This window comes from Cocleimonas sp. KMM 6892 (genome assembly GCF_035798195.1).
GTDB lineage: Bacteria > Pseudomonadota > Gammaproteobacteria > Thiotrichales > Thiotrichaceae > Cocleimonas > Cocleimonas flava.
The window spans coordinates 279,691-296,843 of sequence record NZ_JAPFBV010000005.1; the positions used below are offsets into that span (position 1 = coordinate 279,691).

General features: G+C 39.3%; 16 protein-coding genes. 10 read left to right on the plus strand and 6 right to left on the minus strand.

Going from position 1 to position 17,153, the window contains the following annotated elements:
* The first annotated feature begins 170 nt into the window (after window positions 1–170).
* The gene (locus OO007_RS15155) at window positions 171–506 is read left to right on the plus strand and encodes a metalloregulator ArsR/SmtB family transcription factor (protein ID WP_131906927.1); all 336 of its coding nucleotides are present in this window, start codon (window positions 171–173) and stop codon (window positions 504–506) included.
* A gap of 96 nt (window positions 507–602) precedes the next feature.
* The gene (gene arsB / locus OO007_RS15160; protein ID WP_131906928.1) at window positions 603–1,619 is read left to right on the plus strand and encodes an ACR3 family arsenite efflux transporter; all 1,017 of its coding nucleotides are present in this window, start codon (window positions 603–605) and stop codon (window positions 1,617–1,619) included.
* 134 nt (window positions 1,620–1,753) lie between these two features.
* On the opposite strand, the gene OO007_RS15165 is transcribed toward arsB, so the two are convergent.
* The gene (locus OO007_RS15165) at window positions 1,754–3,679 is read right to left on the minus strand and encodes a RelA/SpoT family protein (RefSeq protein ID WP_325809431.1); all 1,926 of its coding nucleotides are present in this window, start codon (window positions 3,677–3,679) and stop codon (window positions 1,754–1,756) included.
* A gap of 384 nt (window positions 3,680–4,063) precedes the next feature.
* Between OO007_RS15165 and OO007_RS15170 the strand changes: the two genes are divergently transcribed.
* Entirely contained in the window at window positions 4,064–4,684 is a 621-nt protein-coding gene (locus OO007_RS15170; RefSeq protein WP_325809432.1) for a pyridoxamine 5'-phosphate oxidase family protein, read from the plus strand.
* A gap of 175 nt (window positions 4,685–4,859) precedes the next feature.
* Here the strand turns inward: OO007_RS15170 and OO007_RS15175 are convergent, their stop codons facing one another.
* Window positions 4,860–5,510: a peroxiredoxin-like family protein gene (locus tag OO007_RS15175; protein ID WP_325809433.1), complete on the minus strand. Its 651-nt coding sequence runs from the start codon at window positions 5,508–5,510 to the stop codon at window positions 4,860–4,862.
* A gap of 161 nt (window positions 5,511–5,671) precedes the next feature.
* Between OO007_RS15175 and OO007_RS15180 the strand changes: the two genes are divergently transcribed.
* From OO007_RS15180 to OO007_RS15195, 4 genes are all read left to right on the plus strand, one after another.
* On the plus strand, window positions 5,672–6,253 hold the full coding sequence (locus OO007_RS15180; protein ID WP_325809434.1) for a TetR/AcrR family transcriptional regulator: 582 nt from the start codon (window positions 5,672–5,674) through the stop codon (window positions 6,251–6,253).
* 338 nt (window positions 6,254–6,591) lie between these two features.
* Entirely contained in the window at window positions 6,592–7,497 is a 906-nt protein-coding gene (cysD, locus tag OO007_RS15185; protein ID WP_325809435.1) for a sulfate adenylyltransferase subunit CysD, read from the plus strand.
* The gene (locus OO007_RS15190) at window positions 7,497–8,813 is read left to right on the plus strand and encodes a sulfate adenylyltransferase subunit 1 (RefSeq protein WP_325809436.1); all 1,317 of its coding nucleotides are present in this window, start codon (window positions 7,497–7,499) and stop codon (window positions 8,811–8,813) included. The genes cysD and OO007_RS15190 overlap by 1 nt, the downstream gene beginning before the upstream one ends.
* A gap of 207 nt (window positions 8,814–9,020) precedes the next feature.
* Window positions 9,021–9,482, plus strand: a complete 462-nt coding sequence (locus OO007_RS15195) for a DUF3291 domain-containing protein (protein WP_325809437.1) — start codon at window positions 9,021–9,023, stop codon at window positions 9,480–9,482.
* A 148-nt stretch (window positions 9,483–9,630) separates the two neighbouring features.
* Here the strand turns inward: OO007_RS15195 and OO007_RS15200 are convergent, their stop codons facing one another.
* Window positions 9,631–10,104: a YybH family protein gene (locus OO007_RS15200; RefSeq protein WP_325809438.1), complete on the minus strand. Its 474-nt coding sequence runs from the start codon at window positions 10,102–10,104 to the stop codon at window positions 9,631–9,633.
* A gap of 440 nt (window positions 10,105–10,544) precedes the next feature.
* Complete coding sequence (locus tag OO007_RS15205; protein ID WP_325809439.1) at window positions 10,545–11,936, minus strand: FAD-binding oxidoreductase; 1,392 nt, start codon at window positions 11,934–11,936, stop codon at window positions 10,545–10,547.
* A gap of 329 nt (window positions 11,937–12,265) precedes the next feature.
* Here OO007_RS15205 and trxC point away from each other — a divergent pair, with 329 nt between their 5' ends.
* The 3 genes from trxC to OO007_RS15220 all read left to right on the plus strand — a co-directional run bounded on the left by trxC (window position 12,266) and on the right by OO007_RS15220 (window position 15,394).
* The gene (gene trxC, locus OO007_RS15210; RefSeq protein WP_325809440.1) at window positions 12,266–12,700 is read left to right on the plus strand and encodes a thioredoxin TrxC; all 435 of its coding nucleotides are present in this window, start codon (window positions 12,266–12,268) and stop codon (window positions 12,698–12,700) included.
* Between the two features lie 665 nt (window positions 12,701–13,365).
* Window positions 13,366–14,898, plus strand: a complete 1,533-nt coding sequence (locus tag OO007_RS15215; protein WP_325809441.1) for a B12-binding domain-containing radical SAM protein — start codon at window positions 13,366–13,368, stop codon at window positions 14,896–14,898.
* A 253-nt stretch (window positions 14,899–15,151) separates the two neighbouring features.
* Entirely contained in the window at window positions 15,152–15,394 is a 243-nt protein-coding gene (locus OO007_RS15220; RefSeq protein WP_299879967.1) for a hypothetical protein, read from the plus strand.
* A gap of 34 nt (window positions 15,395–15,428) precedes the next feature.
* Here the strand turns inward: OO007_RS15220 and rhlP are convergent, their stop codons facing one another.
* A complete protein-coding gene (gene rhlP, locus OO007_RS15225; protein ID WP_325809442.1) occupies window positions 15,429–16,484 on the minus strand; it encodes a rhombotarget lipoprotein in 1,056 nt (351 codons plus the stop codon).
* Window positions 16,485–16,822: 338 nt separating this feature from the next.
* On the minus strand, window positions 16,823–17,053 hold the full coding sequence (locus tag OO007_RS15230; protein ID WP_131906942.1) for a hypothetical protein: 231 nt from the start codon (window positions 17,051–17,053) through the stop codon (window positions 16,823–16,825).
* Between the last annotated feature and the right edge of the window lie 100 nt (window positions 17,054–17,153).

The following is a 17,153-nucleotide window of genomic DNA, read 5'->3' on the forward strand; positions in this document are numbered from 1 at the left end:
TTCGCCCTGGCGTCGGAATAAATCGACGTTAAGGCATTTTTAAAAAATCACCTGATAACCGCGCTCTAATCATTCTAATGAAAAAATCAAAAAACAATCTCGCTTCTAGACTTGACTAAAACCACACCATATCCGAATATACGGATATCCATATATAAAGAATTGCAACCATGAAAGAACCTTTACAGTTTTTCAAATGCTTATCTGACATTACGCGATTAAACGCCACACTCCTCATTTTTGTTGAGGGCGAACTCTGCGTTTGTGAGTTGGTAGAAGCACTCAACGATAGCCAGCCAAAAATTTCCCGACATCTCTCTCAACTCCGCGCCTGCGGCATTCTCGATGATGTAAGACGAGGACAATGGGTATTTTATTCGATATCAAAGAACCTTCCCGAGTGGGCGACAGAAATATTAGAAACGACGAGTCGCACCAATAAAGAGTCTTTGCAGGTTCTACAAACAAGTTTGAAGGCGATGGAAAATCGTCCTCAATGTTGTTAGTTCTTAATACTCATTTTTATGAATGATTTTTTACATAAACATACAAAGCGAAAGATCATCATCAACATTGAATGATCTGTTAGAGAGGTAATTATTATGGGTTTATTTGAGCGTTATCTGAGTTTGTGGGTGGGGTTGTGCATCGTTGGTGGTGTAATCCTGGGGAGTGTGATTCCCGGTTTATTCCAGTGGTTTGCCGGTCTGGAAATTGCTCACGTGAATATTCCTGTCGCTATTTTTATCTGGGTGATGATTTACCCGATGATGATTCAGGTGGATTTTTCTTCGATTAAAGATATTGGCAAAAAGCCGAAGGGCTTGTTTCTGACATTGGTTGTTAATTGGTTGATCAAACCGTTTAGTATGGCGTTTTTAGGCTGGCTATTTTTCAGGGTTATTTTTGTTGATCTGGTAGACCCGCAAACCGCCACAGAATATATCGCAGGTATGATTTTACTGGGTGTAGCACCGTGTACCGCAATGGTGTTTGTCTGGAGCAGCCTGACTAAAGGCGATGCAAACTATACCTTGGTGCAAGTCTCGGTGAATGACTTGATCATGATTTTTGCCTTTGCACCGATCACTGCCTTTTTATTGGGCGTTACTGATGTGACTGTACCCTGGGATACTTTACTGTTGTCGGTGGTGTTGTATGTCGTAATCCCCTTGATCGCAGGTGTGTTAACGCGCAAAGCACTGAATGCAAAGCAAGACGCTTCAACACTTAATAACTTCATTCAGAAACTTAAACCGATTTCGGTAGCAGGTTTATTAGCAACAGTTGTGTTGTTATTTGGTTTTCAGGCAGAAACTATCATCGCCAAACCTCTGGCTATCGTGTTAATCGCGATACCGTTATTGATACAAACATACGGTATTTTTGCGATTGCTTACGCTGCCGCAAAAGCCATTAAACTTCCGCATAATATTGCGGCACCCGCCTGCATGATTAGTACATCCAACTTTTTTGAATTGGCTGTGGCGGTTGCTATTTCTTTATTTGGTTTACAGTCAGGTGCTGCATTGGCCACCGTGGTAGGTGTTTTAGTAGAAGTGCCTGTAATGCTGACCTTAGTGGCTTTTGCCAACCGCACCCGTCATTGGTTTGATTAAAGGGTAGATTAAAGATTTGATCAAAGGTTTCATTAATAGTTAGTGATTAAGGCTTTCATAAAGAATAAGACGAAAAAACATTTAAAAAGGCACCCCCCACCTTTGGGGCACTTTTTTTATCTCTTTAAAAACGTTTAAGCAGCATTCGCCTTAATCACATTTGGAATATATTCCATGCGTTTGAGTAGATGTTTCAAATCGTCTTCTGGCTCCAACTCTATAAATAATTCCATCGTTACCGATTGATCTGCCAGATCAGTTTCTGAATTCACTTTGAGCACATTGACCTGTGATTGATTGAGCAGCGTTGTAATATCCTGTAACAGCCCTTGTCGATCAAACGCTTCGAGATGAACCGTATGCCTAAGCTTGTCGGTTTTTTCGCCCCATTCTAAATCTAGTGTAGGAAGCCCATGTTTGCTTTTTGACCCATTCGGGCAAGTAGCACGATGTACCTGTATGGTGCCATCGAGTTGATAGACTCCCATGATGCGATCACCAATCTGTGGGTGACAACACGGTGCGGTTAAGATTTCACGACTGCCTAAGCCCGAATGGCTGTCGCTCAAAATCAGCTGGGTAAAGTGGGTATCTTTGTAATGAGTTTTAAGCCAGTTACGGATATTTGCTCTGGCTCTGGCAGTGGTGACAAAGCGCTTATTATGGTTTAACCAGTTGAGCTTGGGTGTTGATTCCGGGTCGGTTAAAATCTCTACGCGCTCACCTGATTTTAAAGGGTAACTGAGTGGTACTCGTTGGCCATTGGCTTTCGCCCCGATGCAGTGTTCGCCGATTTCAGTATGCACAAAATAGGCAAAATCCAGCGCTGTGGCTTTTTGTGGCAGGTCGATGACATTCCCTTTCGGGGTCAGCACGTAGACGCGATCATTGAAGAACGTGGGTTTTAGTTCTTCCAGTAAGGCGTCGTCGTCAATCGGATTTTCCAGCATGCCACGTAATGCTTCGATGGTTTTTTCCATCGCCTGATCTTGATTACTGCCTTCTTTGTAACGCCAATGTGCAGCCACACCGTGTTCGGCAAATTCTTGCATGTCTTTGGTGCGTATCTGCACTTCGATGATTTGCTGTTCTGGGCCGAAGATAGCGGTATGAATTGATTGATACCCATTCTCTTTGGTGTTGGCAATGTAGTCGTCGAATTCTTGCGGGAGGTGCTTCCATAAACCATGCACAATACCCAGCACTTGGTAGCATTCGGTGACATTTTCTACAATAACTCTTACCGCTAACAAGTCTGCCAGTTCGTGGCATTCCTGATTTTTACGCTGCATTTTCTTTGCGATACTATAAAGGTGTTTGGCGCGACCATAAGCCTCTGCCTTGATGTTATTTTTTTCTAACAAGCCTTGTAATTGTTCGACAAAGTTATTGATGATGCTTTCACGTTTTGCACGATTCACGTCCATTGAATTCGCAATCGACATGTACTTTTCAGGCTCTAAATAACGAAACGCGAGGTCTTCCATCTCCCATTTAATTTGACCGATACCCAGTCTATTGGCCAGAGGCGTGAATATATCCAATGTTTCTTTAGCGACTGCGTATTGAGTTTCCGAGTCTTCTTCGTATAGTTTTCGGAGACGATGTAAACGAAATACCAATCGGATTAATACGGCTCTAACATCGTTTACTGTGGCTAATAATAAACGGCGCAATGCTTCTGCCTGCTCGGGAATATAGTCTATCGACAGATCTGCTTCTTTAAAGGTATTCAACCAGTTAACGTGATTCGCAAGCTTGGCGATGCGCTCATTGAACTGCTCTTCCAAAAAGATAGGGTCTAGGTTATCGCGCAATCTTGGGTCGCTTAATAATGCAGCAATTAAGGTTTGCGCATCGACACCGAGTTTCTTCAGCGTATATGCAATGTCGAGAGATGAAGGGCGATGATCATTCTCATCCTGAACGTCATAGACAAATTGAAGTGCTTTATTGAGTTGCTCTTTGGTTGTTTCGTCTTTAATGCCTTCAGAGAGGAAACGATCCAACTCTTTAAAGTTTTGATATTCAGGTTTTCCGCTAAAGCTACTGTGTTTCATGCCGATATCTATCAGTGTGGATAATTAAATATAGTATGCAATAAATGTGCCCGTCATTGATATGTTTTTGCGGAGTTTATCTTTAAAAATCGATCGTTTCACAGAGCCTATATAAAGGACAAAATTAGAGGGTAACAATAGAGGACTCATACAGAACACTTTACAAACGTTCATCAGTATAAATTCTGCAATGTTTTTATATAAGTGGGTTTATACACAGCTTTATATCTATAGAAGACATCTGCCCTTAGAAAGATTACCAATAAGTAATAATGTATTAATTAAATTCACCTTAATTTTGTGTTAAAGTATTTGGCTTATAAACTATAATGATAAAAGTAATCAACAAATTTTGCTAACTCATACAGCCGCATACTAAAACTTATGGATAATTACGCAGAGATACTCTTTGTAAATGAAGTACGCAATCTTCAGGATGAAGACGGTGTCGGAAAGACCTATGAGAAGATATATCCCAGTCGAACGAAAGAAGCACTGGATGAGTCAGATATTGCTTTTATTTCTTCCAGAGAAAGTTTTTACATTTCCTCGGTTTCATCGACAGGATGGCCTTATGTTCAACATCGTGGCGGTCCTAAAGGTTTTTTGAAAGTGCTTGGTGATAACCTGCTGGGGTATGCGGATTACAGTGGCAACCGTCAATTCATCACCATGGGACACGCAGCAATAAGCGATAAAGTTGCGCTGTTTTTAATGGACTATGAAAACAAATCCCGCTTAAAAATTCTCGGTCACATCAAAATGCAACACGCTAAAGATGCAGACCCTGCACTTTGCAAAAAGCTGGAAACTAAAGGTCAGGGAAACGTAGATCGCGTTGCGACCATTGAAGTGGTTGCGATGGACTGGAACTGCCCTAAATATATTCCGCAACTCATTAATCTAGAGAAAGTAAAAGCCTTTACTCATCATGAATTCAAGAAGCTACGTGAAGAAAACGAAGCCTTGAAGAAAGAGTTAGAAAGTTTAAAAGTTAATGTTTAAGGCAAGTAGAAAATCCTAAGATTCTGCTTTCTACTCCCCTATTCTAAATCTCTACATCCTGTGTTTAATCTATTCAGTAGCTATTCGGTTCTGTTAACAAGTTCTGATAACAAGCTACATTAACTCGCTTGCTATCAGAATCTATTGACCCTTGTTAACTTTATTCAGTAACTATTTAAGCGTTTGCTTTTACCGCAGCTAAAACGTCTGCTGGCTCTGAACGCTTCGTGTAATCCGGGTCGACAAAATCATAAACAATTTCACCCGCTTGATTTACCACGTAGGTTGCTGGTAATGGTAATTCAAAAGTGTCATCACCGTTGTGATCGACAACATCAATACCAAAAGTATCGTAAATTGAACGAATTTCTTGTGGCAAAGTAAACACCAGACCAAACTCTTTTGAGATTGCATTTCCTTTGTCATAAAGGATATCAAAAGATAAATCGTGCTTTTGTTGAGTGCTTAAAGAATGATCGGGTACTTCTGGAGAGATAGCGATGAGCTTTGCGCCTGCTGCTTCGAATTCAGGAATCATTTTCTGAAAAGCATTTAACTCGAAATTACAGTACGGACACCAACCACCGCGGTAAAAAGTAATAACCAGCATAGATGCATCGAGACGTTCTGTGATCGAACTAACCACATTGTTCTGGTTAGGCAGGCTGAACTCAGGAATTTTATCACCGGTTTTAAGTGCTTTATTTTCAATACCAGTTGCAATTAAATCTGTCGTGGCATCATTCATTATTGCTAATGTAGGCGCAGGAACATTTTGTGCTTTAACAACTTCATACGCATCAATTTCTTCTTTTAGTGTACTCATTGGAGATTTCTCTTATAATTGAAGGATTATTCAAGAATAAGACTAGGTTATATTGAATGCTCATTCAAGTAATATCTTGAAATGATTTACATTTGCTATAAGATTAATTTTATTAAGCAATTTTTGTACTAAAAATTTGCGCATGAGAAGCAGGCGATACCATGGCTAGAACAATCGAATTTGACCGTAATGAAGTGCTAGAAAATGCAATGAATACCTTTTGGAATAATGGCTATTCGATGACGAGCATTCCCAATCTTGTGGATTCTACTAAATTGAATCCTGGCAGTATTTATTCTGCCTTTAAATCCAAAGAAGGTTTATTTCTTGAGACGCTAGAGTTTTACGGCCAGAATTCTGTTTCTCAACTGAAACAATATTTTGATGATTCAAGCTCTCCCCTAAGTGCCATCGAAGCTTTTCTAAAAGGTATTGTAGATAAATGCAAAAGCACAGATAAACGTGGTTGCTTAATCGTTAATTCTATCCTCGAAATGGCATCCCACAATGATGCTGTGCAAGCCAAAGCAAACTTGCAGTTGCAAGCGGTTGAGGATGAACTTGTTAGAGGATTACAGCAAGCTCAGGCAATAGGTGAACTATCCGCTGATAAAACCCCCGCTGATTTAGCTAAATTTTTGATGGTGAATATTTGGGGACTTCGCGTAATGGCGAAAACAAACCCCGATGCGAAAAGTGCGGATATTGTGTTAAAGCAGATTTTAAATGCTTTGCATCATTAATTTTATCCTTAACTGAAATACCTCCAGATGCACGCTGTTAAAAGGTCACCATAGTTTCAGCGTGCACTCTTTCCAAGCCGTTTGGCTTTATTTCTACCTTTATTTCTACCTCTCTTTATAGCTCTCTTGCTGTCCTTTATTTGCCCTCTACGTTTTACGCATATATCATTTTTAACCCGTTTAAATATCAGAAACGGGCCGCTCTTGCTTTGTTTGCCTTATATATTCATTAATTAGATAAATACATCAATTAATATCACTAATCTCGAAACATGATTTAGTAGATACTCCTTCGCTTCTCAAACTGAAGGTTTACCATGTTATATCAAGATCAAAAAATGACGAACAATCAGCTTTCGCACCTTGACTGGTTAGAGTCAGAAGCTATCCATATTATGCGCGAAGTAGCGGGGCAATGTGAAAACCCGGTACTACTATTTTCTGGTGGCAAAGATTCAATCTGTTTACTTCGCCTGGCAGAAAAAGCGTTTCGTCCAAGTCGTTTTCCGTTTCCCTTACTGCATATTGATACGGGTCATAATTACCCAGAAGTGATTAAATTTCGTGATCAATACGCCGAAGAATTAGGCGAAAGACTGATTGTGCGCACTATCGAAGATTCGATGAAACGCGGAACAGTCGTACTTAAAAATGCCGATGAATCTCGTAATAAGCACCAATCTGTCACTTTACTCGAGGCAATTGAAGAGTTCGGATTTGATGCCTGCATCGGTGGCGCACGCCGCGACGAGGAAAAAGCCAGAGCGAAAGAGAGAATCATGAGTTTTCGTGATGAATTCGGTCAGTGGGACCCTAAAAACCAACGCCCAGAGCTTTGGAATCTGTATAACGCGCGTACTCATCAAGGTGAAAACATTCGCTCATTCCCTATTTCTAACTGGACTGAAATGGATGTTTGGCAATATATCCAGCGCGAACAATTAAGCTTGCCGAGTATCTATTTTGCGCACCAACGCCCAGTGGTTAAACGTAATGGAAATATCGTTCCTGTTACCGATATCACCCCTGCTAAGCAAGATGAAGACATCATTGATTTACAGGTACGTTTTCGCACAGTAGGTGATATCAGCTGTACAGCTCCTGTTATCTCAGATGCTGATTCGATTGAAAAAATCATTCTCGAAACTGCATCGACAACACTTACAGAACGCGGAGAAACACGTCTTGATGACCAATCAAGCGAAGCCGCGATGGAACAACGCAAAAAAGAGGGATATTTCTAATGACTGCATTAACTTCTAACCATCACTTAGACAACGGTTTATTAAGATTGCTCACTTGTGGCAGTGTTGATGATGGTAAAAGCACCCTGATTGGACGTTTGCTATTTGATTCCAAGTCGATACTCACCGATACCTTGTCTGCGCTGGATAAAACCTCGCAGAAAAGAGGCTTACAAGAAATTGATCTGGCACTACTTACCGATGGCCTTCAGGCTGAACGTGAACAAGGGATTACGATTGACGTGGCTTACCGTTATTTTTCTACGGGAACACGCAAGTACATTATCGCGGATGCGCCGGGTCATGAGCAATATACACGAAATATGGTGACAGCTGCATCGACCGCAAATCTGGCTATTATTTTGGTAGATGCACGCAAAGGAATTCAAACGCAAACCCGCAGACATTCTTATCTCTCGCATTTAGTGGGTATCGAGAATCTGGTTGTTGCAGTAAATAAAATGGATTTAGTGGATTATAGCGAAGACATCTTTGAAACCATCAAACAGGACTACCTCAAATTTGCCGAAGAACTAGGTATTGAGACTGTTGAATTTATCCCTCTATCTGCATTAAAGGGAGACATGGTTGTAGAAAGAGGAGATAACTTAGACTGGTATCAAGGCAACACCTTGATGCAAAGGCTTGAGTTAGGTTCTCAGTTGATAGCTGACGAAAATAACAATGAAAATAATGATGCTGCAAGTCATGAGGCCAAGCCATTCCGCTTCCCTGTTCAATATGTATGCAGACCTAAAGATTCAACTAGGCCCGAACTTCACGATTACCGTGGGTTTATGGGAAGAGTTGAGTCTGGTGAAATTAAAGTAGGCGAAAGTATCACGGTACTTCCCTCGGGGAAAACCTCTACTGTTGAAGCCATAGAGCTGGGAGACGTACAAAAATATAATGCCATTAAAGAACAGTCTGTGACGTTATTGTTAAGTGATGAAATTGACATTTCTCGGGGCGATATGATTGTTAAGACGTCTGATTTACCGACACAAAGCAAACAGATAGATGCAACTATTTGCTGGTTTGACGATACTCCTCTGGATAAATCAAAAACCTATCAAATCCGACACACGACACGTGAAAGTAAAGCAAAGTTAATCGATATAAAGCACAAAATAGACGTAAACAATCTGGAACAACAATCAGTCAATGAATTACAAATGAATGATATTGCACAGGTTTCTTTTAAGCTGGCGAATACTTTATTTACGGATGCTTATAAAGACAATAGAGCGACAGGTGCATTTATTGTGATCGATAGCCATTCGAATAATACCGTTGGGGCTGGGATGATCTCTTAACAGATTTGACGAGGTTTTTGAGAGTTTAAAAGCCACCCCCCTACTTATAAGCGTTTTTTTTAAGCGTGGTTCTGATGATGGGTTTTCCATTTTATTCTTTTTAAAATGGGGGACTCTTCATAACCTGACTCCTGAAGTATTATTCAAAGTAGTCAGGCAATGTGTTAACTTGGGTGCTGATTTTGCAATGATCAAAGTTGGCACATTATGGAAAATAAGGATATCTCGTATCACATCGCGCAAATCAATATTGCGCAAGCGAAAGCAGATAAGGACTCTGAAATCATGTCAGGCTTTATCTCTCGTCTCGATGAAATTCATACCCTCGCGGATAATGCACCAGGGTTTATCTGGCGGCTTGAAACAGAAGATGGTGACGATGGATCCGTTAGTGTTTTTAACGATCCGTTATTACTGATCAATATGAGTGTTTGGCGGGATATTGATTCACTAAGAGCTTTTGTTTACAAATCGATTCATATTGAATTATTGCAAGACAGAGATGCATGGTTCGACAAAATGGGTGAAATGCATCAAACGCTTTGGTGGGTGCCGGCAGGACACATCCCTACTATTCAGGAAGGTAAAGACAAGCTTGACCAGATTCGTGAATTTGGACCGACAGCTAAAGCTTTTACCTTTGGAAAGAAATTCCCATCACCGACGTAACTTTTTACTAATAACAATAAGCATTATCTAATTAACGATTAATTACGACTTAATCCGATTGTTATAATCATAAGCAATATTTTTTAATACACCGCTACAATCAAAAACGAATCAATAAACGAATTAATAAATAAAGCAGAGCTGAAAATTAATTCAGCGATTTACTCATTTGCATGCTCATTACATTTTTATCTTTATAGAAAAATTCAGTATTGAATGAGGCTTGCTTAGGTAAAGACGCGTGTTGCGTTTGTAAACGCCATCCATTCTCTTGTAGAACATAAACGTTTGTTGCGTAGACTTCAGACAGCTCACCCGTGATTACATCAGCAACAAAGCTTTCTAGTACTAGATGAATTTCGATACCTGGTGCTTTTGTAACGCTTAACACTTCTCGGTTGATTGTGGTTTGTGGAATTCCTTCGAGTAAAAATTCCCAGTTATCAACGACTTTTTTACGACCAATGATTGTAGAATTATTTGGATGCGTACTACTCACTCCAGAATCTGCAAACAAAGATTCCATCAATAAAAAATCACCCTCTCCAAACGCTTTATAAAATGCTATTTCAACTTGTTCTGCACTTTCATATAAAAAATCTATTTTTCTTTCTGCGCTCATATTTTTTCTCTCTTTATAAATTTTGATTATTTTAGTTTTATGTCTTATTTTTAGTATTAGTTTAAACTAAGCAAGTTGTATGCCAAGTTTAGAGACAAAATAAGTCACTGTTATTTATAAATTTTTTGTTTAACCAAGAAGTGCGCCAAGAAGAGATAAAAAAAGAGTGACAAAAAATATCCACTTTTTTGTTAACTTTTGTCACTACCTATCAGGTAGAGAAGTTGTTTTACAGGTGAAGATAGACAGTAGGTCTAAAATTATTGATAAAGTCGATTAATTTCGATGTAGAAATCATCCCGTAATCAGTTCTTCTTGCAAGAATAAGCCTATACGGAGACCTTTGTTATCCATAAAAATTGATGTTATGGATAACAACAAAAAAGTGTAAACCTGTTTATTTTTCTATCCCCACCCCCCTACTTTGAGGCGTTTTTTTATTAACTATTGATTGCCACGACTTTTCCGGGATTCAATATATTTAGCGGATCCAATGATTGCTTAATGGTTTTCATAACATTCACTGCAGGGCCATGCTCTTTAAGCAGAAATTCCATTTTACCTGTTCCGATCCCATGCTCTCCGGTAATCGTTCCACCCATTGCCAAAGATCGCGCTAAGAGTCTTTCATTGAAGGCAATAGCGGTTTTCATCTCATCTTCATTATCCGTATCGACTAACATCACTGTATGAAAATTACCGTCGCCCACGTGACCAACAATGGGGGATAGCAGACCAGTATCATCAATGTCTTTTCGGGTTTCCAGAATACACTCCGCCAAACGAGACACAGGCACACACACATCGGTTGCCCACATACCTGCACCCGGACGTAATGCTTTACAGGCGTAAGCCGCATCGTGTCGCGCACGCCATAATTTATTTTTCTCTTCTTCTTTATCACTCCACTGGAATTCATTGCCGCCATTTTCTGCGGCTAATTCTCCCACCATTTGAGCTTGTTCTACGACACCTTTTTCTGTGCCATGAAACTCTAAAAACAAAGTGGGTTTTAAGGGGTAATCCAGATTTGAATATTTGTTGATTGCATCGATTTGTACTTCATCCAGAAACTCTATTCTGGCAACAGGGATACCCATTTGTACTGTTTCAATCACGGTATTTACCGCGCCTTCGAGTGATTCAAAATCACAGACAGCCGCCGCCATAGCCTCTGGTCTTCCGTATAAACGCACGGTAAGTTCAGTGATGATACCAAGCGTACCTTCGGAGCCTATCATAAGCTTTGTCAGATCATATCCGGCTGATGATTTACGGGCGCGTCCCCCTGTTTTTATGACTTCACCGTCAGCCATGACCACGGTCAAACCCAATACATTATCGCGCATGGTGCCGTAACGAACCGCATTGGTTCCCGATGCTCTGGTAGCGGCCATACCGCCAAAAGTCGCATCTGCACCAGGATCAACGGAGAAAAATAAGCCAGATGTTCTCAGGTGAGTAGCAAGTTGTCTGCGCGTGACCCCTGCTTGCAAAGTGACATCCAGATCCTCTTCACTCAATCGCAGTATTTTATTCATTTCTGTAAAATCTAATGACACCCCCCCACTTTCAGGGATTACTTGCCCTTCAAGAGAAGTACCCGCGCCAAAAGGAATAACAGGGCACTGGTATTTGGCGCAAAGCTTTACAATTTCAGAAACTTCTTCAGTGCTATGAACCATTATCACGGCATCAGGCAGTTTGGGAATATGATAGGACTCGTCTTTGCTGTGGACTTCACGGCTATTCATATTGGTAGAGAAGCGATCACCAACAACATCGGTTAATTCTGCGAATAATTGTTCTAATGTATTTTTTTCGAGTGTCATTACAAGCGTCTTTTTCTGAAATAAATGTGAGTTAACTATAGTCCAATAATAAACCTTTCTCGTTATATTTTACTACCCAGGCTCTGTCATTAATCTTGGATAATTCTTTAGGGATTCTTTATGGGAATATTTATGGCGTCGTTATGAATCTTTAGTTTATTTATCCCTGATTATCTGTTCCTGAAGACTCATCTAGCTCCAGATGGATTAATAAAGTCACCCCCCTACTTTCAGGCGTTTTTTTCTTGAATTTTCAAGAATAAACGCCACTATTTAATTATTAAAGGGTTCTACAAGAGCCATCAACAAACGTAATAAAGAGGTCTAAAATGACTGATTCTAAACAATGTGTCTGCCCCGCGTGTGGCGCAGTAAATCGAATTCCTGAGAATCGTTTAAATGATAATCCCAAGTGCGGTAAATGTAAGAAAGCTATTTTTACCGGAAAACCGATAGAGCTTAGAGATCATAACTTTGCCAAGGTTATTGCAAAAAGTGATCTACCTGTCGTGGTAGATTTCTGGGCGCAATGGTGTGGACCGTGCAAAATGATGGGGCCTGATTTTGCTGAAGCTGCGGCAAAGATGTCACCCAATGTTATCTTTGCCAAAGTAAATACCGAACTTGCCCAGCAAACAGCAAGCAAATTTGATATTCGCAGTATTCCCAGTCTTTTAGTGTTTAAAAATGGGCAATCGGTAGCCAGACAAGCTGGCGCCATGAATACCCAACAAATCATAGATTGGGTTAAAGCGAACACTTAAATATATATCGGTTAAACAAAAAATCACCTGTTTGACTGACATAGATTGGCGGGTGTTTTTATAGCTGAATTTCATTGGACTTAACTGGCTTCATTTTAAGAAACTTTGAGTGAAGCCAAAATATGCTAAAAACCCCTTCTATATATTTACCTATCAGCCTTTTAACCCCTTTATTTCAAGGCATTTTGGCTAATTGACATTTCAGATAAGGGGTAACTTAATCAGGGCACTTTTGTGGTAAAATCGGGGGCTATAACAATGAACATTGTTACGCTTTTTAACCACTAATAATTCAAATAATACTTAAAACGTAGATAATTAAAAAGTCGATAAAATGAAAAACCCAAAAGCCATAAAAGAAATGATCGTCGTCACGCTAATAGTGATTGGTATCATGATCTTCGCTTAGGCGTATTAGATACTCAAATTAATTAACCGTATCTTAAGCAACTAAGACGAAACAAAAAGACATCTTTTAGAACATGTGAATCAATGTTCTGCTTTTTTGTTGAAGCACATTCCTGCTGCTTATGTGATACATGATTTCTGTTTTCTCTCTAATATTTCAAGTCACTCAAGATAAATATTACCTAGATCTTTGATTGCAGTCGCACTGCTCATAACGCTGTGCAATACTTCAGATTAGACCAATAATGACAAACCTTATGACAACACCCTCAGCTAACATTATTTTATGTACCCTAAATGCGCGTTATATACACTCAGCATTTGGATTACGGTATCTGTACGCTAATCTTGGCGAATTGCAATCTCAAACCATTCTCAAAGAATTCACCATCCATGAACGCCCTATCGATGTTGTTGAAAAATTACTTGAATCCAACCCCAAAATAATTGGTTTTAGTGTTTATATCTGGAATGTCACTGAAATCGGCGAAACCGTTGCAATATTAAAACAGGTTGCTCCAGAGGTTAGCATTGTCTTAGGTGGCCCGGAAGTCAGTCATTTGCCGGATAAACCAGAATGCGTAGATCTCGCTGATTACATCATTAAAGGTCCGGGTGAAATCAGTTTTCGCGTACTCTGCGAACAGGTTCTAAATGGTCAAAGACCATTGAACAAAGTGATTGAAGGCGTTGCTGAAACACTGGATAAAATAGCATCACCTTATGAATTCTACAGTGATGAGGACATAAGCAACCGTTTGATCTACGTCGAAGCATCAAGAGGCTGTCCATTTAAATGTGAGTTTTGTCTATCATCGCTAGATAAGACCTCGAAGCCATTTGAGTTAGGTGCATTTCTAGAGGAAATGGATAAACTTTATCAACGTGGCGCGCGTAATTTCAAATTTATCGATCGAACCTTTAATCTAAAGGTGAGTACCAGTGTCGCTATTCTTGAATTTTTTCTGGAGCGCATGACGGATAATTTGTATCTTCATTTTGAAGTTATCCCGGATAATCTTCCAGAAAAACTCAAGCAAGCACTGATGCACTTCCCCAAAGATTCACTGCAATTTGAAATTGGGGTACAGACATTCGACCCTGAAATTCAGGGATTGATTAGTCGCAAACAGGATAATAATAAAACCAAAGAGAATCTACTGTGGTTACGAGAACATACTGGCGCTCATATCCATGCCGATCTGATTTTTGGCTTACCCAGTGACACCTTGGATAATTTTGGCAAAAGTTTTGATCAGTTAGTGGCATTGAACCCACAAGAAATTCAGCTTGGAATTTTAAAGCGACTGCGCGGCGCTCCTCTTAATCGTCACAATGAAGATTATCAATTGGTCTATAGCGACACTCCTCCCTATACAATATTAACCACCAAAGATATTTCCTTCACTGAGATGCAGCGGGTAAAACGATTTGCGCGTTACTGGGATATGATTGCTAACTCTGGCAGATTTAAACACACACTACCTCTTATTCTGGGTATTGAAGACCCTAACGAGAACACCTCAGCATTTAAGCGCTTTATGCAATTATCAGATGCTTTACACAATACCGAAGGCAGCACCTGGAAAATCGCTTTACCCCGTTTATATAAATTACTGTATGAAGTTGTAAGCGATCAACTGGCTATTCCTGAAGAACAAATGCGTGAGTATTTAGAAAAAGATCATCAACGCACTAAACAGAAAGGATCCTTGGAATTGATACTAAACGCGAGAAAAAACAATAAACAAGGCAAAGCGAATAAACGTCAGATGAATCATGCGAGTTAAACTAAGTGACTTTTATAGATAGATGAATTGTCAGAAGAACCAATAGAAAAACCAATAAAAAATTTGCTAGAAAATATTTTTATAATTAATTATTAATAGCCTCTTTTTATTTGTGCAATGTATTATCACATAAGCTATTCTCATACTGTTCTTGCGTTTAAATCGAAGCTTAAAATCTAGCCTATCATTGAACTTTTCGCCTTATTTAAACTCTGAACTAACCCATCTTATAAAAACTAAAGAGGATTAAAATATGACTTTGAATAAAGTATTAGCTGTTACGAGTTTTGCATTTCTAGTTACAGGTATCTCTGTTGCTCAAGCATCTCAACAACAAATTGAAGGCGCTGCTCCCGCAGTAATGGCTCCAGCTGGGGTTGAACATCAGCATCAATTACCTAACGGCACTTTTATTACTCACACACATAAGAATGGTGGGGACACATCGCATACTCATACAATGGCTGAAGTTAAAAAAGCCCTGCATATGAAGTAAGTTTTCATATAAATATAAAAAAAGGCTAATTTAATTAGCCTTTTTTTATGCTCGCAGTATTTTGATATGTGCTTTTCCGATATTTGAATTGAGGGTACATAAACTTAAATAGAAACAACAATATTAAAAGCAATGATAATTTCATATCTAAAAATCCTGCCGCTGAATAAGCAGATTGATTCGTTATTTTGACCGAGCCACTATTTGTTTTAACCCAACCATCATGTTTAATTCTGTCCTTAAAGCGAATCAGTTCAAGATCCAGGTTTTTAATCATATCGTCAAAAGCCATATCGAAACCTTGTCGTGCTTTTTGAGTCATCACACTATCAACACCGATAGCAGTGGATCGTTTAGCTAATTTACTCACCCCTGGCGCACGCATCAATAACTTACGACTACGGACATCAAATACGGCAGTATCGACAAAGGTTTGTATCGTATTTTCATTACCCGGAATAACGTACATGCCGACAATCGTCCAATAGAGTAAAGAAGCATTGTTTTGTTCTGATCGGGTGAGTTGGTCGTATGAAACCAAGGCAATGATATCAACATCGTGAATATTGGCCACTTGCTGAAGGGTGTCGAACCCCTGCCCTTTCCGAGTTACATGGTGTTTAAGATAGGTACTAGGAATGATAGATATATTTTCTATAAAAGGGTGTTTACCAAAGGACTGTTTAACTTTATTTAGAAGTTGATATTTTGTGCTTTCGTCTAACGAGCCATTTCGCCAATGTTGCGACGGCAAAAATGCTATTCCCACTTTGACTGGAAGCTCTAGTAACGCGGGGCCAGACTTTTCAACCTTGTTAGAATCTTTTCCTGAATATAAAAAACTCGCTAAACTACTTGAAACGGTATGTTGTCCAGATTTCTGACTTACTAAACCTGAACATCCTGAAAGGGCAACAACAGCCAAAAATAGTAAACAAATTGTATAAAGCGTTCTTTGATATCTATTTGGATATCTATGATGTGGATTTATCAGTTCTGATACATTGTGCTCTTTTACATTTCCAGTATTAGGTGCAGTTGCAGTATTAGTTGCAGATATATTTATAGCAATATGCCAAATTTTGATCATTTCAACATCCTTTCTAAGCATAGAAACTGATTACTAGAGAGTCTGCGCAAGAGCGTCAAACAAGGTCTAGAATCAATATGCGAAAAGAATAATCGTACTGATCAGCTCTTGACTATTGAAACAAGAATAGTGTTAAAAATCCATATTCAGGGTATCGATATTTAATACTTTTATTTTTAAACAGTAAAATTACACTCCGTAACTTTTGGCTTGATATCGAGATTTTTTTCAGAAACATTCAATATCATGATTTTTTTATTTCATCAAATTTTTCAAAAAAGCCAGGATTAAAAAATGACAAAGCACCTGCAAAATAACAGGTGCTTTGTGAAACTAGACTATTGAGTAGCCGTCGTTCCGTCTGCATTCTTCTCAACTTCTTCACAGATCGGCAATTTAAGATTTGCCTTATCTTCGTCTGACATCTTATCCACTTCCGCTGTTGTAATGCAATCGATGGTCACAGCATCCCCGTCAACCATTTCAGTCTTGGTTTCTGCAAATCCTGGCAAACTAAAACCTATTGCCAATAAAATTGAAGTTGCTACTGCTGTTTTTTTGATAGTCATTTTTGACTCCTTAAAAAGTTTTTAAATATTATTTAACAAATATGAAACAACAACTTATTAAAATAAGGCACAAGTCGATTCCCTCGCTGCCACCTCATAA